The organism is Sphingomonas sp., from assembly GCF_050725575.1.
Lineage (GTDB): Bacteria > Pseudomonadota > Alphaproteobacteria > Sphingomonadales > Sphingomonadaceae > Sphingomonas.
In genome coordinates this window covers 26,537-45,068 of record NZ_JBOHHW010000015.1, presented here as the reverse complement: position 1 = coordinate 45,068, position 18,532 = coordinate 26,537, and the positions used below count along the sequence as shown (strand labels likewise).

Annotated in this window: 20 protein-coding genes; 13 read left to right on the top strand and 7 right to left on the bottom strand. The window is 62.0% G+C overall.

What is annotated here, in order from left to right; genetic code table 11:
• Positions 1-140 precede the first annotated feature (140 nt).
• Both uvrA and ACRECS_RS12420 read left to right on the top strand, forming a co-directional pair.
• Positions 141-3,233 (top strand): excinuclease ABC subunit UvrA, encoded by a 3,093-nt coding sequence (uvrA, locus tag ACRECS_RS12425; protein WP_431583277.1) that lies wholly within the window; start codon positions 141-143, stop codon positions 3,231-3,233.
• Positions 3,234-3,322: 89 nt separating this feature from the next.
• Positions 3,323-3,946, top strand: coding sequence for a hypothetical protein (locus ACRECS_RS12420; RefSeq protein WP_431583276.1), 624 nt, complete (start codon positions 3,323-3,325; stop codon positions 3,944-3,946).
• On the opposite strand, the gene ACRECS_RS12415 is transcribed toward ACRECS_RS12420, so the two are convergent.
• Positions 3,916-4,593: a hypothetical protein gene (locus ACRECS_RS12415; protein ID WP_431583275.1), complete on the bottom strand. Its 678-nt coding sequence runs from the start codon at positions 4,591-4,593 to the stop codon at positions 3,916-3,918. The genes ACRECS_RS12420 and ACRECS_RS12415 overlap by 31 nt on opposite strands.
• Positions 4,594-5,268: 675 nt before the next feature.
• On the opposite strand from ACRECS_RS12415, the gene ACRECS_RS12410 reads away from it, so the two are divergent.
• The 4 genes from ACRECS_RS12410 (at position 5,269) to ACRECS_RS12395 (ending at position 8,186) form a co-directional block, all read left to right on the top strand.
• Entirely contained in the window at positions 5,269-6,141 is an 873-nt protein-coding gene (locus tag ACRECS_RS12410) for an aldo/keto reductase (protein ID WP_431583274.1), read from the top strand.
• Between the two features lie 228 nt (positions 6,142-6,369).
• Positions 6,370-6,744, top strand: a complete 375-nt coding sequence (locus ACRECS_RS12405) for a DUF3592 domain-containing protein (RefSeq protein WP_431583273.1) — start codon at positions 6,370-6,372, stop codon at positions 6,742-6,744.
• Between the two features lie 127 nt (positions 6,745-6,871).
• A complete protein-coding gene (locus ACRECS_RS12400; protein WP_431583272.1) occupies positions 6,872-7,678 on the top strand; it encodes an energy transducer TonB in 807 nt (268 codons plus the stop codon).
• A 232-nt stretch (positions 7,679-7,910) separates the two neighbouring features.
• On the top strand, positions 7,911-8,186 hold the full coding sequence (locus tag ACRECS_RS12395) for a hypothetical protein (protein WP_431583271.1): 276 nt from the start codon (positions 7,911-7,913) through the stop codon (positions 8,184-8,186).
• A gap of 40 nt (positions 8,187-8,226) precedes the next feature.
• Here ACRECS_RS12395 and ACRECS_RS12390 read toward each other — a convergent pair whose 3' ends face one another.
• Positions 8,227-8,718, bottom strand: a complete 492-nt coding sequence (locus ACRECS_RS12390) for a hypothetical protein (protein ID WP_431583270.1) — start codon at positions 8,716-8,718, stop codon at positions 8,227-8,229.
• Positions 8,719-9,422: 704 nt separating this feature from the next.
• Between ACRECS_RS12390 and ACRECS_RS12385 the strand changes: the two genes are divergently transcribed.
• Positions 9,423-10,817: a hypothetical protein gene (locus ACRECS_RS12385; RefSeq protein ID WP_431583269.1), complete on the top strand. Its 1,395-nt coding sequence runs from the start codon at positions 9,423-9,425 to the stop codon at positions 10,815-10,817.
• Positions 10,792-11,295: a hypothetical protein gene (locus ACRECS_RS12380; protein ID WP_431583268.1), complete on the top strand. Its 504-nt coding sequence runs from the start codon at positions 10,792-10,794 to the stop codon at positions 11,293-11,295. Before ACRECS_RS12385 ends, ACRECS_RS12380 begins: the two co-directional genes overlap by 26 nt.
• A 152-nt stretch (positions 11,296-11,447) precedes the next feature.
• Here ACRECS_RS12380 and ACRECS_RS12375 read toward each other — a convergent pair whose 3' ends face one another.
• Positions 11,448-12,005 carry a hypothetical protein gene (locus ACRECS_RS12375; RefSeq protein WP_431583267.1) on the bottom strand — a complete coding sequence of 186 codons (558 nt, stop codon included), beginning with the start codon at positions 12,003-12,005 and terminating at the stop codon, positions 11,448-11,450.
• On the bottom strand, positions 12,002-12,856 hold the full coding sequence (locus ACRECS_RS12370) for a peptidoglycan-binding domain-containing protein (RefSeq protein WP_431583266.1): 855 nt from the start codon (positions 12,854-12,856) through the stop codon (positions 12,002-12,004). The genes ACRECS_RS12375 and ACRECS_RS12370 overlap by 4 nt, the downstream gene beginning before the upstream one ends.
• 248 nt (positions 12,857-13,104) lie before the next feature.
• Between ACRECS_RS12370 and ACRECS_RS12365 the strand changes: the two genes are divergently transcribed.
• On the top strand, positions 13,105-13,533 hold the full coding sequence (locus tag ACRECS_RS12365) for a hypothetical protein (RefSeq protein WP_431583265.1): 429 nt from the start codon (positions 13,105-13,107) through the stop codon (positions 13,531-13,533).
• Positions 13,534-13,574: 41 nt separating this feature from the next.
• On the opposite strand, the gene ACRECS_RS12360 is transcribed toward ACRECS_RS12365, so the two are convergent.
• Complete coding sequence (locus tag ACRECS_RS12360) at positions 13,575-14,699, bottom strand: phosphatidylinositol-specific phospholipase C1-like protein (RefSeq protein ID WP_431583264.1); 1,125 nt, start codon at positions 14,697-14,699, stop codon at positions 13,575-13,577.
• 479 nt (positions 14,700-15,178) lie between these two features.
• On the opposite strand from ACRECS_RS12360, the gene ACRECS_RS12355 reads away from it, so the two are divergent.
• The 3 genes from ACRECS_RS12355 to ACRECS_RS12345 all read left to right on the top strand — a co-directional run bounded on the left by ACRECS_RS12355 (position 15,179) and on the right by ACRECS_RS12345 (position 17,121).
• Complete coding sequence (locus ACRECS_RS12355) at positions 15,179-15,568, top strand: iron chaperone (protein WP_431583263.1); 390 nt, start codon at positions 15,179-15,181, stop codon at positions 15,566-15,568.
• A gap of 72 nt (positions 15,569-15,640) precedes the next feature.
• Complete coding sequence (locus tag ACRECS_RS12350; RefSeq protein WP_431583262.1) at positions 15,641-16,276, top strand: ArsR/SmtB family transcription factor; 636 nt, start codon at positions 15,641-15,643, stop codon at positions 16,274-16,276.
• A gap of 11 nt (positions 16,277-16,287) precedes the next feature.
• On the top strand, positions 16,288-17,121 hold the full coding sequence (locus ACRECS_RS12345) for an SRPBCC domain-containing protein (RefSeq protein WP_431583261.1): 834 nt from the start codon (positions 16,288-16,290) through the stop codon (positions 17,119-17,121).
• Between the two features lie 10 nt (positions 17,122-17,131).
• Here ACRECS_RS12345 and ACRECS_RS12340 read toward each other — a convergent pair whose 3' ends face one another.
• Positions 17,132-17,632, bottom strand: coding sequence for an N-acetyltransferase family protein (locus ACRECS_RS12340; protein ID WP_431583260.1), 501 nt, complete (start codon positions 17,630-17,632; stop codon positions 17,132-17,134).
• 61 nt (positions 17,633-17,693) lie between these two features.
• On the opposite strand from ACRECS_RS12340, the gene ACRECS_RS12335 reads away from it, so the two are divergent.
• On the top strand, positions 17,694-18,143 hold the full coding sequence (locus ACRECS_RS12335) for a hypothetical protein (RefSeq protein ID WP_431583259.1): 450 nt from the start codon (positions 17,694-17,696) through the stop codon (positions 18,141-18,143).
• A gap of 45 nt (positions 18,144-18,188) precedes the next feature.
• Here ACRECS_RS12335 and ACRECS_RS12330 read toward each other — a convergent pair whose 3' ends face one another.
• Complete coding sequence (locus tag ACRECS_RS12330; protein ID WP_431583258.1) at positions 18,189-18,524, bottom strand: hypothetical protein; 336 nt, start codon at positions 18,522-18,524, stop codon at positions 18,189-18,191.
• Between the last annotated feature and the right edge of the window lie 8 nt (positions 18,525-18,532).

The window sequence follows — 18,532 nt, the reverse complement described above, 5'->3', positions numbered from 1 at the left end:
TCAGAATGGCGTCCCGGCATGTGCCGCTACGGCATGCGTGCCATCCTTGCGGGACGGCGACCAAATTCCCAGATTAGGATTCCAGACCCGACCCAGCTCGGGTCTTGCCGAATCCGAACAAATATGGAACATATCGCCGCATGCTGACTCACATATCCGTCCGCGGCGCGCGCGAGCACAACCTCAAGAACGTGTCGGTCGACATCCCGCGCGACACGCTCACCGTGATTACCGGCCTGTCCGGCTCGGGCAAATCGAGCCTCGCTTTCGACACCATCTATGCCGAGGGTCAGCGCCGCTACGTCGAATCGCTCAGCGCCTATGCGCGCCAGTTCCTCGAACTGATGCAGAAGCCCGATGTCGACCATATCGAGGGCCTGTCGCCGGCGATCTCGATCGAGCAGAAGACCACCAGCCGCAACCCGCGCTCGACCGTCGCGACGGTGACCGAGATCTACGATTATATGCGCCTGCTCTGGGCGCGTGTCGGCATCCCCTATTCGCCCGCCACCGGCCTGCCGATCGCCGCGCAGACCGTCAGCCAGATGGTCGACCGCGTGATGACTTTGCCGGAGGGCACGCGCCTCTATCTGCTCGCGCCGGTGGTGCGCGGCCGCAAGGGCGAATATCGCAAGGAACTGGCCGAGTGGCAGAAGGCTGGCTTCACCCGCGTGCGCATCGACGGCGAGATTTACGAGATCGACGAAGCGCCCGCGCTCGACAAGAAATACAAGCATGACATCGAGGTGGTGGTCGACCGCCTGGTGATGGGCGACGGCATCGCCACCCGCCTCGCGGAAAGCTTCGAATCCGCACTCAAGCTTGCCGAAGGGCTGGCCTATGTCGATTTGGTCGACACCACGGTCGCGGAGCTGGCGGGCAACCGGGAAGCGTCCAGTCGCGTCCGGGAAGCGCCGCAGAAGTTCATCGCGGAATCACCCTCCACCGTTCGCCCTGAGCCTGTCGAAGGGCCGTCCTCCTCTTCCACCGCCGCCGGTAAAAAGAAGAACGGTGCTTCGACAAGCTCAGCACGAACGGGAGAGGGGGCGGTCGCCACCACCGATGGCGGCGCCATGAAAGGCGCCGGCGTCCCCGACAACCGCATCGTGTTCAGCGAGAAATTCGCCTGCCCGGTCAGCGGCTTCACCATTGCCGAGATCGAACCGCGGCTCTTCTCCTTCAATGCGCCGCAGGGCGCCTGCCCGGCGTGCGACGGCCTGGGCGAAAAACTGCTGTTCGATGAGGATCTCGTCGTCCCCAACCACGCTTTGTCGCTCAAAAAGGGCGCGATCGTGCCCTGGGCCAAGTCCAACCCGCCTTCGCCCTATTACATGCAGGTGCTGGGCAGCCTGGCGCGCGAATTCGGCTGCAGCCTCGAAACGCCATGGGAGGATCTGCCCGGCGAAGTGAAGCTGATCATCCTCCACGGCACCGGCGGCAAGCCGGTCACCCTGACCTTTGTCGACGGCCGCAAGTCGTATGACGTGAAGAAGCCGTTCGAGGGCGTGATCGGCAACCTCAACCGCCGCCTGCTCCAGACCGAGAGCGCCTGGATGCGCGAGGAACTGTCCAAATATCAGAGCAGCGCCGCGTGCGAAGTGTGCCACGGCGCGCGCCTCAAGCCCGAGGCGCTGGCGGTCAAGATCGGCATGCGCGACATTTCCAGCGTCACCCGACTGTCGGTGGTCGATGCGCTGAGCTGGTTCGAGAATGTCCCCGCCGACCTCACCGATCAGCAGCGCGCGATCGCCGAGCGCATCCTGAAGGAAATCCTCGAACGGCTCGGCTTCCTCAACAATGTCGGGCTCGACTATCTCAACCTCGACCGCACCAGCGGCACTTTGTCGGGCGGCGAGAGCCAGCGTATCCGCCTCGCGTCGCAGATCGGCTCGGGCCTGTCCGGCGTGCTCTATGTGCTCGACGAACCCAGCATCGGCCTGCACCAGCGCGACAATGACATGCTGCTCAAGACGCTGCGCCGCTTGCGCGATCTCGGCAACACCGTGCTGGTGGTCGAGCATGACGAGGACGCGATCCGCACCGCCGATTATGTCATCGACATGGGGCCGGGCGCCGGCGTGCATGGCGGCGAAGTCGTCGCACAGGGCTCGCTCGCCGAGGTGCTCGCGGCGGAGGGCAGCATCACCGCCGATTATCTCAACGGCACGCGCGAAGTGCCGGTGCCGGCCACGCGCCGCAAGGGCAATGGCAAGAAGCTGACCGTGCACAACGCCACCGCCAACAATCTGCGCGGCGTCACCGCGAGCATCCCGCTCGGCACCTTCACTTGCATCACCGGCGTGTCGGGCTCGGGAAAGTCGAGCTTCACCATCGACACGCTCTACGCCTCGGCCGCGCGTACGCTCAACGGCGCGCGCCTGCTCGCCGGCAAGCACGACAAGGTCACCGGCCTGCAATATCTCGACAAGGTGATCGACATCGATCAGTCGCCGATCGGCCGCACCCCGCGCTCCAACCCGGCCACCTATACCGGCGCCTTCACCCAGATCCGCGACTGGTTCGCCGGCCTGCCCGAAAGCGCGGCGCGCGGCTACAAGCCGGGCCGCTTCAGCTTCAACGTCAAGGGCGGCCGCTGCGAGGCGTGCCAGGGCGACGGCCTGCTCAAGATCGAGATGCACTTCCTGCCCGACGTCTATGTCACTTGCGATGTGTGCCACGGCGCGCGCTACAATCGCGAAACGCTGGAGGTGAAGTTCAAGGGTCGCTCAATCGCCGATGTGCTCGACATGACGGTCGAGGACGCAGTCGAATTCTTCAAGGCGGTCCCGCCGATCCGCGACAAGATGGCGATGCTGGCGGAAGTCGGCCTGGGTTATGTCAAGGTCGGCCAGCAGGCGACGACCCTGTCCGGTGGCGAGGCGCAACGCGTCAAGCTCGCCAAGGAACTCTCACGCCGCGCGACCGGCCAGACGCTCTACATCCTGGACGAACCCACCACCGGCCTGCATTTCGAGGACGTCCGCAAGCTGCTCGAAGTGCTGCACCAGCTGGTCGAGCAAGGGAATACGGTGGTGGTGATCGAGCACAACCTGGATGTGATCAAGACCGCCGACTGGGTGCTGGATCTTGGACCCGAGGGCGGGGTCAAGGGTGGCGAGATCGTTGCCGAAGGGACGCCGGAGCAGGTGGCGAAGGCAAAGGGGAGCTTTACCGGGCAGTATCTGGCGCCGTTGTTGAAAAGCCGGGCGAAGGAGAGCGTTGCGGCGGAATAACGCACTTTCCCTGGTTTGCGCGTGGCGGCAATCTCACATCCTGCCTTCGCGCGGATGTACACGACTCTCTTACCTGCTATGCCAGATTCATGGACGCGACATATAACCTCAACGGCGGATTTAAGCCGGCCACGAAGCGCTTTGCCGATCTTTCTGGCCCAGACTTCTATCCTACACCGGAGTGGGCGACCTATGCGTTGATCGACAACGAAAAGTTCGATGGCGAGATCTGGGAGCCAGCATGTGGAGACGGAACGATGGCGCGCGTCCTGGCGGAAACGGGCGAGCAAGTCCTTGCTTCCGATCTATATGATCGAGGTTATGGGGAGGTCGGGGTAGACTTCTTGAAGTCGGATCGGTCTGTCGAGAACATAGTTACCAATCCTCCTTACAACGCCGCTGAAGGATTCCTAGAGACGGGATATAAGCTGGCACGGAGGAAATGCGCATTACTTCTTCGACTTGCTTTCTTGGAAGGAGCAAATCGACAGCGCAAAATATTTTCGAATACACCCCCAGCGCGCGTATGGGTGTTTAGCGAACGTATAACATTCTACCCAGCTAATGCTGAAGTTAAAGGAAGTGGTACGACTGCATATGCTTGGTTCGTATGGGATAAGGGTTATGAAGGGCCAACGGAACTTAAATGGCTACCCCTTGGTTACAAAAAGAGATTCGAAAATCAGGATATAAATCCTACACTCTTTAAATGAGCAATTCCTAGTTCAGTGACACGAAGGCCGTTCGAAGTGCGTTCAGCTAATCCTTCAGTAAAAAGGCTTTTGCTGCTTCCTCGATGGGAAATTACATTGCCCACAATTTGTTGCCACAGCTTCTCTCGGGGACGGCTGCGTGATGGTTCCAAATCTTTTGAAGTTAGAGGGACTAGTTCCGGGACTCTGTTCTTTATATAGTCCGTGGTGGCTTCGAAGTCCTTGCCCTCAGCTGCGATCTTGAGGGCTAGCAATCTAGCTTCGCGCTCTAAGAGGCGATCTTCAATGTGCCGCGGCAGGTGGCCAAACTCAAAGGCCTCTCCATGTTTCCACGCTATGCCCGATGGGGGTACCCTAAGCCCGGCGATTACTAACTCAAGCACCTCATCGATTTCATCGGGATCCACGATTTCGGACGGAATATAGACAGTAACAGTTGCCTGTGGATGGCCATCATATCGTCTTAAATCGAAATTAACATGATTTCCAATTACAAACGAAGCAACTAGGAAAACGTCAAGCTCATCTTCGTTTTTTTGTGGATTTAGAGCGAAGCACTGTATGCTACGCCAGAATATGGCTTGAGGAATTACATCATATTTTGCTGTATTGCTTAAGCGCTTTACAGTTGGAGGAGGTGTATTCATGGTTGCAGATTCACAACATTTGCCGCAATACAGGCATACTCATTTCCCTGTTTGTCGTGCCTTTGTTGCACGCCGGGGGTCTCATGGAGGTACCACCTCGCCTCGAGAGGAGAGCTACCCTTTTGGGGTTCAATTTTTGTATCAAACTCAACTCCTCGGACGCCGTTCAAAGTGCCGGGATAGGCTTGAACTGTCGGACATTTCCCACCGTTCTTTGGCGTGCTGCCCCAGATCTCACTCGACTTTACCTGATTTATCGCATCGATCCTTGTTTGGTACTTCGTTTCTTTTCGATGAAAAGGTCCAAAATCTGACATTCCTTCCCCCAAATTCTATAGTTGACCTTTCTTCTAGCGGCAGTTCGTAAAAAGTGAAAGCACCACTCCGGAATCGCGGTGGGAACTACGGTAACAGTGCATTAAATCCGGAATTACGGTGACACGTGCAATAACCCCCAATCCCGTCACCCCGCCGCATTGATGAGCCCAACTCACCACCGCAAAGAAATTTCGCCCATTATCCGCGCAAAGCGGGCTCCCTATCTCCCCAGTCGACCGCCGGACCGGTGCTGTGGATGCCGACCATGCGGTGCCGGATCGATGCGGATCCGGCCATCATCAGTGTCGGTCCGGGCTGTACCCGGCTCATCCGGCGCTCAGCGAAAGAGGAGCTATCATGACGATATTTGACGCAAGCCTGTCCGGCACATTCGCCATCGGCGGTGACATGACGGTGAATCGCCTCGGCTTTGGCGCGATGCGCATCACTGGCCCGGGCATCTGGGGTGAGCCCGAGGATCGGCCCGAGGCGCTTCGCGTGCTCCGCCGCCTGCCCGATATCGGCGTCGATTTCATCGATACCGCCGACAGCTATGGCCCGTTCGTGAGTGAGGACCTGATCGCCGAGGCGCTCCATCCCTATAAGGGGCTGCTGATCGCGACCAAGGGCGGCCTGGTGCGCCCCGGCGTCACGCAAGGCGAATGGCCCAATGTCGGCGATCCGCATTATCTCGGCCAGGCGGTGCGGATGAGCTTGCGCCGGCTCAAGGTCGACCGCATCGACCTGTGGCAATTGCATCGCATCGACAAGAAGGTGCCGCAGGACGAACAGTTCGGCGCGATCAAGTCGTTCATCGACCATGGCCTGATCCGTCATGCCGGGCTCAGCCAGGTGTCGGTCGCGCAGATCGAGGCGGCGCGCAAGATCTTCCCCGTCGCGACCGTGCAGAACCTCTACAATCTCGGCAATCGCGCCGACGAGGATGTGCTCGATTATTGCGAAGCGCATGGGATCGGCTTCATCCCCTGGTTTCCGCTCGCGGCGGGTAGCCTCGCTCAGCCAGGGGCGATCGTCGACACTCTGGCCAAGGCCAAGGGAGCCACACCCGGCCAGATCGCACTCGCCTGGCTGCTCAGACGCAGCCCGGTCATGCTGCCCATTCCGGGCACGAGCCGGGTCGCGCATCTGGAGGAGAATGTCGCCGGCGCCGCGGTCACGCTGACCGATGCGGAGTTCGCCGAGCTCGACGCGGCCTCACCGCGAGGTTGAGTAATATGAGGCGGCGGCTGGCCCGTCGCCTCATATTCCAAGGTCGCTGACGCAACATGCCGATGTATCGAAGGTGGGTGGGCGAGGGTGCCTATATTTCTAAATCGCTCAATTCGCCGGTTTTCGATTATGGTGCCGGTTTACTGAACCCCCGGATTGCGTGACAGTGGATCCACGATGACCGGGCGATCACCCCCAAGGAAGCCAAATCTCGCAACGGTCATCATGATGATCATCGGCCTTGCCGCGCTTGCCGCCGCCGGCGTGCTGGCCGTCCGGACCGCGCTGTTCCTGTCTCACGCCGCTCGAACCACGGGAGTGGTCAGCGACCCGCGCCAGCATCCGAAAATCCGCTTCACCACAGCGGAGGGCAAGGCCGTCGAGTTCGTGCAGAACGGCTGGGTCTCGCGCCCCGCCGGCGCGCCGGTTCCTGTCGCCTATGATCCGCGCGACCCGGCCGGCACCGCGCAGGTGGCGACCTTCTGGGCCTGTTGGGGCCTGCCCTTGTGGCTGCTGCCGATGGGGCTGGCGTTCACCCTGCTCCCCCTGTTCGGCTTTCAGGCGGAGTTTCGTGGCTCAAGAGATGCCGAAGCCGAAACGTGAATTTCGGTGACAGCGCACTTTATCCTGACCGCTTAACCCCTGCGTGGTTGAAGCGTACGAGATTGACTGGGGGGCTCGGGTCCCCAATGATGACCGCAGCGTCGTCAACAAGGGTTCGGGGGTAGGGGTGCTTCACGCAGCGATCGCAATGATATTGGCGCAAGGCGCGGCCCAGCCCGCTGCGCCGTTGCAGCCGGCCGGGCAATGGACCGTGGATTATGCAGCACAGGCTTGCATACTGACCCATGACTATACCGGTCCCAAGGGCCAATTGGGACTGGCGATCCGTTCCTGGCCGTTGAGTGAGGACATCGATCTCGCCATCATCGAGCGCATTCAACGTCGCGCGTTAACGACGGGAACCGCGACGCTTACCTTCTCGGCCGACAAGATACCCCTGACCAAGAATTTCACGACCAGCCCGTCAAACGGGGGCCGTACGACGCTGATCGTCATGCGGCGTCCATCCTTGCAGACGATGGAGGCTTCAACCGAGGTTACCGTGGCCTTGGGCAAGGCGCCGCCGATCGTGCTGCCGTTGGACGGGATCGCCAGGGGCCTGGCGGCATTGAAGAAATGCAATGACGATCTGCAGGCCAATTGGGGCGTCGATCCGGCGGAAGTGGATAATATCCAGACCCATGCGGTCGCCATACCCTATGTGCCGACGGCTTCCGAGAAGAATGCCTATCCGGAAGAGCCGGCCAATGCTCAACTTGAAAATGAGTATCAGATTATTTCGCTCTATTTGATCGGCACTGACGGCAAAGTGAGTCAGTGCAAGATCATGTCGAGTGGCGGGAACGCCGAAACCGATCGGTCTCTCTGCGAAAATGTTTCCGCCATGCGCTTCACGCCCGCGGTCGGGCGCGACGGCAAGCCGGTTGCCGAGCATCGGGTCGAACGTCACGTCATTCGAACGTCGCGCTTTTGATAGTCGGGGCATGCCCTTAATTCCGTCCACCTGAACGCCTGCGCAGAATGCGCGGCGTTCGCGCAATTTTGCTGAAGATGTGATGGAAGTAATTGATATTCATGGATAAATTCTGACACCTGCCCGACGCCCCGGCGCCAAAGATACGACACAACCGGTGTCCCATATCTCCCCCGCGCTTCATTGCGCCGCTCGATTCAAGCACCGCTCAATCGCGGCTATCGCAGCAGGCATGAAAACATGCCCCTCGACTTTCAAACCCGATTATGTCCGCCAGGCCCGCGCGCTCTGCGCCCGGGGCTTCACCGATCGCGAGCTTGCCGAGGTGCTCGGCGTCGGTCGCATGACGATCTTTCGCTGGTGCACGGCCTATCCTGAGTTCGCCGAGGCGAGGCGAGCCGGCAAATCCGCCGCCGGCGACGGGGTGACGGTAAGGATTACGCTGCCGCGCACGATGGTGCCGGGAACCAGGGTGACCGTGCATCTGCTCCCTGCCGCCCGCCCTTGATGGCCGGATCGGCCAGCCGGCACGGCGTCAGCGCCGCGGCTTATTGCTCGCCGCCGTCCAGATCCCCCACGCATTGCAGGTCCGGATCGGTCTTCGCCATGCGCTTCAGCTCGCGCGTGCGTGCAGTGATGCCCGGGAACAGTGCGTCGGGCGCGACATGATAGGCGGTGATCAGCCGCACCGCCCAGGCATAATGCCGTGCGCCGACCACGCAGCTGTTGCTGCCGCCGGCGCCCTCGCCCCAGACATCGCGCCACGCGGCCTTGCCGTCGCGGGTCAGGATCGACTGGAACCAGCCCATCGCACCCTCGCCCTCGACATAGGCGATCGCCCGCTGCCCGTCATGGACGACGCAGAACCGCTTGAAGGTGAAGCGGAAGTGCGGATCGTCATTCCCGTGCAGCGTCTTGAGGATCGCGGCGCGTTCCGCACTGCCGACGACCGGCGTATAGACCGAACTCGGCCCGGCAACGGCCGGCGCGACGGCCAGCACCATGGCCGCGGCGCTCAAGAGGCGCGGCCAGGCCGTCATGCCGTCCGCTCCGGTGTTGCGGCCAGCGGGGCGAGGGTGTCGCCGGTTGACCCGGATCGTCTCGAACCATCGGCGGCGCGGCTGGCCTCACGACAAAAGAGCGTTCTGGATGCGGCTATCATGTTCTACCTCATAGGCGCGAACGCTCCCGGCCGCCAAGACCGGCGCGTGACGGCATGGAACAGGTCGCCATCGAGCGAGGACGCGTCCACGGATGTTCTTGTTATGTACGCGCCGTTGCGGTATGGCGTCGACATAGCCCTGGTTGCGGATGTCGCATCAAAATCCCGTGCCGGCCATGAATCAATCCGCCGCCCGCTGATGGCAGCGCGCGCCCGGACGGAACGCCGTCCCGCTCTTTCTCATGGCTGGCAAAACATCAACGAGAGGCGCGGCGTCGCCATGTCTCCACAGTCCCGCAGCAAGGGGGCAAAATTCCCGTATCGTTCCAACAAAATTCCCGCAGGATTTCCCGTAAATTCCCGTAACGCTCCCAAAAGGCATTTTCCCGCAAAAATTCCCGTAGCTGCGGGAAATCGGAACGGGAATACGGGCCACCGGACAGGCTGCGGCATCCCCATGGCGCGTATCGGTTCACGTCTTATCGGTGCCGATCTCCGGCCCCGATTCAACATTTCCGTCCCGCGGCTAACCCTCCCGCGACATGCCGGTGACCGCCGCGCATGGGATTGCAGGAGACACAGGTGCAGCAACACTTCGACCATGATCCATCGGCTCACCCGATCCAGCCCACGGATCTGCCGACGGCAGACGCCAATACCTCCGCACCGGCCGGGGATCCGGTCGGCGATGACCTGGCCGATATCGCACCGGCCGACCCCGCCATGACGGACCAGCCGGGCGAAACGGCCACGCCGTCCCGGGAGCCTTTCGTGACTCCGGCCATGATACCGCCCAGGGCAGATGACGCCGGTGCGGCACAGCGCCGCATCAGGATGCAGCTCTATTCGCGCATGATGACTGACCTGCAGGTCCTGACCGGCGACAAGCGCATGGCGACCGATGCGGAGATCGACGACGCGCTGCACCGTGCGGCCCGCGCTTTGGGCGTGTGGCGTCCGGCCACGCAGGACGCGGTATGGCAAAGGCCGATGCCCGATCCGCTGAAGGGCGAAACGGCGCGACCGCATCTGCCGGACATGGCCGTGTTTACGGGCGAAGATCCCCAATCCGTTTCGAACAGGTCCGGGCTGGATGTCGGGGCGCCGGTCGATCCGGCTCAGCTTGGCATTGTGTCCGGCAATCCGACGCCGATGCACGCGCTGGACTCCGGCGCCGACACCCAGCCGCTCGAAATGTCACAGCGCGGCAAAGCAGGCACCCCCTATGGCCGGTCGGCAAAACCGGCAAAGGATTACAACAAGATCAAGCTTGGGCCGAAGGATACCGCCTATCAGAGCAACCTGATCCCGTTCGACAATGGCATGATTGAAAACAATCTTCTTCCTTCCGGACGAAAAAGGAAGGAGTTGGAAAAGCTGTTCAGCAATGGGAAGACGGATGAAATTATCGCAAAGTATTTTCAGATAGAAAATACCCGAGATTTCACCGCAGATAATCCTCTGCGCAGGGAAGCGCAAAAAAATCTGATGGATAGCCTGAGAATTCTTGTCAATACGGATGTCGGAAGGAGAATAATTCTGAACATGGCGTATAAAGGCGTGAAGCAAAAGATATTTCTCAGCCCGGTCGGTGAGACGCAGGCAATGTCAGGAGAGGGGAGCGCTATATTATTCAACTTCCGTCAAGTGGGAGAGGTTGAAGATCTTCCTGCCAATGTTTCCGCAGCATATCGTTTCGCTATCGCCATGGCGCATGAACTTGGCCACTCGATTTTCGGCTATTCCGATCCGGCGAAGATGCATGGAGCCAATGAGCCGGATATGAGGGTATTTCTGAAGATGTCAAAGGCAGAACAAAAGAATATCATCGATACGATATTGCCGAATTCAATGGGTGACACTGTAAAATATGTGGAAAATACACTCAGGAAGGAGCTAAATGTTACTCCAAGAAAATCATATTTGCTAGAGACAAAATGGAGGCCATATTATGAGGTATATGCGAGGGGCAGGTGAAATATTTGTGATTTCCTGTGCGATGATGGCTTTGATCTCGTGTGGAAATAATTCAAATTCGACAATAAAGAACGAAAATCAGGCTAAAATTGATTGCCCATTATTGTACATGCTTGATGAGGATAGTTATCTGGATTTGCGAAAGACGGGCTGGGATGCCACGAAGGACGCCAGCAATCAAATCCGTAAAGGAAGGCGGCATCTCATCCATGTGAGTAGCGACCTTGAGGGGCATATAGTATTACATGATTATAAATACTCAAAACTCTTGAAAGACATTGAGAGAAATGGAGAAAAATACAAAAAATATAATGTGGATATTGGCGGTATCGGGTCGCCGGAAGGCTTGCGCTATTTGATAGGCGGGAATGATATGGAATCATGTAGCAATCAGATGAAAAACGTTAAGCCATATTCACAGGAATATAATGATTATATTCTGCAGAATATCACAGAAATGTCGGAAAAATCAGGTTGAGTGATGCCGGATTGCGTCAGATATATATACCGGGCAATATAATATTACGTGTTGAATGATATTGCCAATGATCCGAATTACCGGACCTTGTTGCGCGAATAACCTCGCGGGCTCCGTTCTCGATTGTGCACCGTCGCGGCCGCAGCGGCGGCTCAGAACCAGCTATCGGTTTCCGTCCTGAAACGGATCGGCACGGCGCGGTCGGGCACCGCGACCCGCGCGGTGAAGGTCTGGCCGGCCGCGACCGGCGGGTCCGTTGCCGGCGGCCCGAACTCGGCGGTGATGGTCCGCGTCGCGCCGGGCGCCACGGTCAGCGCGCGCACAACGCCCGGACTCTCGACAGTGTACAGCGCCGCGGAATCGGTGTCGGGATTGTAGGTCGGGCTGTCCGCCGCGGTGACGTCGGTGACCGAGCGCAGGGGCATGCGCTGCGCCGCGCGGTCCAGCGTCAATCCGGTGACGGTAATGCTGACCGGCGTGGCGGCGCCATTGTGATAGCGCAGCAGCAATGTCTGCGAGCCGCGGTCGGCCCAGCGGCCGCTGACGGTCAGCGAGAGCGGGCCCGCCGCCAGCTGCGCGGTCGGGCTGCCCTTGTCATCCTTCCCGATCGTGATGCCGGGATCGGCGACCGGCGCCATCGGTCCGGCTTTTTCCGGGGTGCAGGCGGTCAGTGCGACCGTCGCCAGGATGATCGACAGGCGGCGGATCATGGCGCGGCGATCAGCTGCCCGATCGGCAGCGCGAGGCGCCGGCGCGTCTCGCTGTTCGGGCCGCCAAGGTCGCGATCGACCTTCAGGCTGTTGCGCTTCTGGAACTCGGCCACCGCGTCCAGCGTGGCGCTGCGCTTGCGCCCGATCAGGCCGTCGGCATAGCGCGGCTCGAGATAGCCGAGCGCGACCAGCCGCTCCTGGATCGCCTTGATCGCCGGGTCGCCGCCCGGGGTCAGGCTGGTGACCAGCGCGCGGTACGGCGCCTGGCGCTTGCCGACCCGGATCACGTCGCGGATATAGGGGAAGCGCGGGTCGAGCGGGGACGCGCCGCCGCCGATCACGCCGGGCCCGAAATCCCATTTCAGCCGCCGGCGGTCGGGCTCGCTCAGGAACCAGCTCTCAACCAGCGACGCCTGTTGCTCGACGCCGAACTCGCTCCACTTCTTGCCCCAGTCGTCGCCGTGCAGCGTATAGGCGCCGGAGCGATGCTCGTCCCATCTGCGGTATTCGCGCTTCTTGATGATGTCGCGCACGCCCTCCTCGATCTGGTCGAGGATCGACTGGCCCATATAGAAGGTTGGCCATACGCCATGATGCCCCTGCCAGACATGGCAGAGCTCGTGGATCAGCGTCGTGCGCAACGCCAGCGAGTTCATGATGTTGAGAAAGCCCTGCGGCCAGCAGATCCGGTAGATAAAGCGCCCGTCGGCAAGGTTGACCCCGGCCAGCGTGACCGCGGTGCTGCCGATCTTCCAGTCGGAGATATAGACGCGGTCATAGGGCAGGCTGGTGCCGTAGACGCTGCTCGCAAGCGAGCGCTCCTGCGCACTGAGCAGGCGAAGGCGTCCCATCGATGACCTCCTGCCGGCCGGTGTGAATACTCGCCGGACCATATGGACGGGTGGCGGGCCTGTCCATGGCGATCTCGTGAATATGGTTACATGCCCGGTCGTTATGCCGGCATCATGTCATGTCGTTCCGGCGGTGCGGGGTCGGTCCCTGGCGCGCGCGTTGACCCTCGTCATTTTGCCCGGCACGATGACCGCGACAGGCGATGGTCGAGTCCGTCCGGGCCACCGGATGCGTCGCCTATGGGGACATGCGATGGGGAACGGGTATCGGCAGGCATGGTCGTGGCGCGGTGCATTTGCCGCCTCGCTCGCCCTCTGCCTCGCGCGGCTGCGTGCGCGACAGCTATGCGGGGATTTCGCTGAAGCCGGGCGGCGCGCCGGCCGATCTGCAGCGGCTCGCGGAGCGCGCCCTGACCGGCGACAAGCAGGCGCAGCTCGAACTGGGCGAGCGCTATGAGGAAGGGCGCGGCGTGATCCCCGACCGCAAGCGCGCGCGGCATCTTTACGGCCTGGCCGCGACCACCACCGGCGGGACGATCTATGTCTATGTTCCCCCGGCCAAGAAAGGCGGAAACGGCTATACCATGCCCGTCTCGATGGGCCCGGTGGTGCAAGGATTGGCGGAGGCGAAGGCGCGGCTGAGGGCGCTCAGATCGGCATCGCGGCAACAGGAATGACGGCGGCGTGCGCGGCGCATCCGCCTTGAAACGCCGCGTCCCTACCGTCCCCGCTCCACATCCCCACCCGCACAGCCGGTCCCGGGCCGCACCGGGCTGCACCGCGCGACCGCCCCGCCCGGCAGCGTCACCGTATATCCCCCGGCAAACCGCGCATCCGGCCATATATAGTCGGTCGAGACATATTGCGCGCCGCTCGCCAGCGCCGCCTCGCGCCGCTTTGTGTTGTTGACGCGCGCTTCCTTCGTGTCGGCATCGGCGCGAGTCCGCACCAGATAGCCCGCCGCGACGTCGCGCGCGATGCGCGCGCCTTCCGCGATCGGATCGTTAATCGTCAGATAGGCGGCGGCGGGCGAGTCCTCGTCGGTGCTGATGAAGAAGATTCTGCCCTCGAGCGATGCGCGCGCGCCGCGATAGGCCGCGACCTTTTCCGGCGTCTCATCCAGCGTGAACAGGAATTTTCCGCGCGACTTGGCCAGCGTCGGCCAGTTGCCGGCGCGCACCGCGTCGCGCAGCGTCGGATATTTGCCCTGCACCTGATCGGGCACGATCAGCTTGCTCGCCGGCAGCACTGAGCGGATCTCGGCATCGAGCGCGTCCCAGGCGGCGGCGTCGAACGGCAGTGCATTGATCCCGCCGCGCGCCGCGAGCTGTTCGTCCTTGGCATTGAACATCAGCATGATCGGCACGTGCCGGGGGTGTGCGTCCGACCAGCGTTTGAGGATCGTCAGGCACTCGGTCAGCAGCACGCAGCTGCTCGAATTGTCGATCCCCGGCACGTGCAGCACCTTGAACCCGGGGCGCAGCAGGACCGGGTCCTTCGATCCCCGCGCATAATGCCCGCCCTTGGGATCGTAATTGACGTCGAGCTCGATCTGCCGCGCGCCGGCATCAAGCTGTTCGGGGAGCGGCCGGTGCGCATAATCCAGCGACTCGGCGATCGCCGGGCTCACCGCGCGGACCAGCTTCATGGTCTGCTCCGGCATCGCCAGCTTGTAACTGTTATGCGTGCCGATCACGCTGATATCGTTCAGCCGCAATGGCCCGGTCCGGGCGCGCGCGCGAACCGGATCGGCGGGGCGGGCAGCCGGAACGGGAGTCGGGGTAGGACGTGCATCGGCCTGCGCCGTACCGGCCGCAAGCAGCGCCATCAGGGACAGGATCATCCGCTCTACTCCGCCGATTATGCCGATTCTCGAGTCGGGACCCGACCCTTGTGTGAACCTCGACAAACAGGCTCCTCCGGTCAAGCGGCCGCTGGTGCTTTCGTCAGGTCTTCACCGCATTTGGCGCATCGTTTGTTCGGCCAGGGACGGCAGATCGCCCACCGGCCCGACGCTGGCTGAAAGCCGATTCACTTCAAGCCGGACATCGTGGATAGAATGCCTGCGCGATCATGACGGCGAACCAGAAAGGAGCGAGATGCCACGGGAAAAATCATATCCGGCTGACGGATGATGGCCCGGGCTCTCGATCCGGCGGCATGAGGTGAAAGCGATGATCGGCGTGGCGAGCGCTGTAATCGACTTGTAGTCCGCCCAAATCTATCTTGACGATAAGATATCTCGCGTTAAAACTATCTTACCGCCAAGATAGTTCGAGGCCGCCTCGTCGTCTCATGCGGGCGCACGCCGGGAGACAGGCCATGGCCAAGACCGATTATAAGAGCATCGACGACTATATCGCCGCCTTTCCGGAAGGCGACCAGGCGGTGTTGCAGGCGATGCGCGCCGCGATCCACGCCGCGGTTCCCGACGCCGAGGAAGCGATCAGCTATCAGCTGCCGGCCTTTCGCTACCATGGCTGGATCTTCTATTTCTCCGCTTACACCGACCATTATGCGATCTCCTGCCCGCCGCCTTTCGCCGTGTTCGAGGCATTTGGCGACCAGCTCGCCGGCTATGAGATCAGCAAGACCGCGGTCAAATTTCCAAAGAGCAAGCCCGTGCCGCTAACCCTGATCGGCGAGATGTCCGCCTTCCGCGCGCGGGAGAATCTCCAGCGCGCAAGCGGGAAGCGTGCCGGGAAGGGCTGATTCTGAATTGTCGCTGACAGTGGGTGCCGGCGCCAGCCTTGACAAATAAATCTGTCAAGGCATGATCGCACCATGCTCGACCTTGATGTCATCGACCGCCCCGACGCCGCGATGGTCGCACTCGACCCGGTCAAGGCGCGCATCCTCGCGGCGCTGGCGACGCCCGGATCGGCTGCCTCGCTCGCCGCGCAGGTCGGGCTCACGCGTCAGAAGGTGAATTATCATCTTGGTGTGCTTGAGCGGCACAAGCTGGTCGAGCCGGCCGGCGACAAGCGCTGGGGCGGGCTGACCGAGCGGCTGATGGTCGCGACCGCGCGCTCCTATATCGTATCGCCGGCCGCGCTTGGCGCGATCGCCGTTGATCCGGCGCGCAACAATGACCGGCTTTCGGCAAGCTATCTCATCGCCTTGGCGGCGCGCACGGTGCGCGAAGTCGGCAAGCTGTGGCGCGGCGCCCGCACCAGCGACAAGCGGCTGGCGACTCTGTCGATCGACACGGTGATCAGCTTCGCATCACCGGCCGATCGTGCCGCCTTTTCCGCCGATCTGGCGGATGCCCTGGCGACGCTCGCCGCGCGCTATCATGACGAACGGCCGGGCGCCCGCCCGCACCGGCTGGTCGTCGCATCCTATCCCGCACCCGATCCCGCCCCGAATTCGGCCGGGGATCCCGCACGGGATTCCGCTCACGCCACGGGCGATAACTGACAGGAGACACCATGCCGATCAGGAAAGACGAAACCGGCAAGCACTGGGTGGAAATGGAGCTTCTCCTCCCCGGTACGCCCGAACAGGTCTGGCATGCGGTGGCGACCGGCCCGGGCAATGCCGCCTGGTTCACCAGGGGCGAGATCGAACCGCGCGTCGGCGGCGCATTCAGCCTCGATTTCGGGGGCGGCGCGACCACTATGGGTGAGGTGACCGCCTGGGACCCGCCGCATCAGTTCGGCTATGTCGAACGCGACTGGGCGGAGGGTGCGCCGCCGGTCGCGACCGAGATCACCATCACTGGCCGTGCCGGCAATCAGTGCGTCTTGCGCATGGTCCATTCGCTGTTCACCACCTCGGACGACTGGGACGACCAGATGGAAGGGTTCGAGAGCGGCTGGCCCGGTTTCTTCGCAGTACTGCGCCTTTATCTCGGCCATTTCGCGGGCGCGGAGGCGGCGTCGTTCATGGCCGTTGCGCCGACCGCTGGAGAAAGTCTGCCGACCTGGCGCAAGCTGATCGAAGATCTCGGCCTGACCGGCGCCGATGTCGGCGACCGACGTACGGGTGTTGGGCCGGAAGGCCTGTCGGGCCAAGTCGCGCACATCCACCAGGACGGCGTGCAACGCTATGTCCTGCTGCGCATAACTGATCCCACGCCCGGCGTGCTGCTGGCCGGCACCTATGACAAGAGCGCGAAGGAGACGGGCGGGGAAGGGGGCACCAATGTCAGCGTGCTGCGCTATTTCTACGGCGACGATGCCGCGGCGGTCGCTGCAATCCGGGAATCGAAATGGCGCGACTGGCTGAATGCATCCCATGATGATGGCGGCGAAGCGGATTGAGTATCCCGCCTCAAAGCCACCGATGCATCACGTTCAGCGCCACATCGCCATGTACGGGATGCGCGAATGCGCCCGGCACCACGCCGACGATTTCGAACCCGAGCGAGCGCCACAGATGCATCGCCGGCTCATTGGTCGACACTACCGCGTTGAACTGCATCGCGCGGAAGCCGGCTGACCGCGCCCAGTCCATCGCTGCCTCGCCCAGCGCGCGGCCAACCCCGCGACCGCGGCCCGCCGGTGCCACCATGAAGCTGGCATTGGCGACATGGCTGCCCGGTCCGGCCTGGTTACGCGTCACCTTGGCCGTGCCGAGGATCGGGCCCGCCGAGTCGGTCGCCACCATCGTCCGCTCCGGCGGCGGCACCATCCACAATGCTTGGCCGGCCAGTTCGTCGAGATCGACCGGATAGGTGTAGGTATCCCCAGCCGCTGCGACGTCTCGCATGATCGGCCAGATCGCCGGCCAGTCGTCCAACGTCGCGGTGCGGATGATCAGGTCATGGGGCACGGACGTCTCCTTTTCGGGTGCCCCGATAGCCGGTCGTCCGTTTCCATGCCATGGGGCGCACATGATCCGCGCCACCGACAAAGCGAAGGCCGACAGGCTCCATTCCAAGGCACTCGACATTCGTGAAGGGAACGCATTCGGGCTGTGGGTGCCAATCATGCGCCATCTGGCACTGCGCGGGCATCAAGCCGCCATGATTGACCTGGCGGCATGGTTCTCGCAATCCAACCGGCTCGCGGATCTTGGCAGTCCGGCCGATAGCTTTAGTGCCGCCGGGCTCTATCGTCGCGCCTGGCGCCACGGCAACGCGTATGCGGCACAGCATCTCGCCATGAGCTGCTTCAATCGTGGCGATCTGCAGGGTTATCGGCACTGGCTCGGCCATAGCGCAAGGGCAGGCGACCCTGACGCCAAACGGGAGCTTCTACGCTTCGAAATCCGTTTGCCCCATGCGAACGCCCGCAAGGTCCGCCGCCTCAGGCCGTTCGCTCGTCGCGACGAGGTCGTATAGCATCCGGCCGCCGCACCGCCTCTTCCTTGACGCCGTCTGCGCGACTTATCCGAAGATCGCCATCCCCTCGCTGATCCGCTCCGTGATCGCGAAGAGCGACAACAGCATGACCAGCCCAAGACCCACCGCGCCAACCATGAGGCATAGTGTCAGCCGCCGCAGCGGGACATCGGCATCCCGCGCCTGCCGCCGCACCCGTAACAAATAAAGCTGAGTGAAGAAGATGAGCAGGCCGATCAGGGCATAGATTGACGCCACAGCCAGGCTGATCAGCAGGACCGCGCTGTTGCCGCCCATGACGACGCCATTGGCGGCGATGATCAGCGCGTTGATCCAGCACAGCGCCGCGACCAGCAGGAAAATCGTGCGAAGGACTGCCATCACCGCCT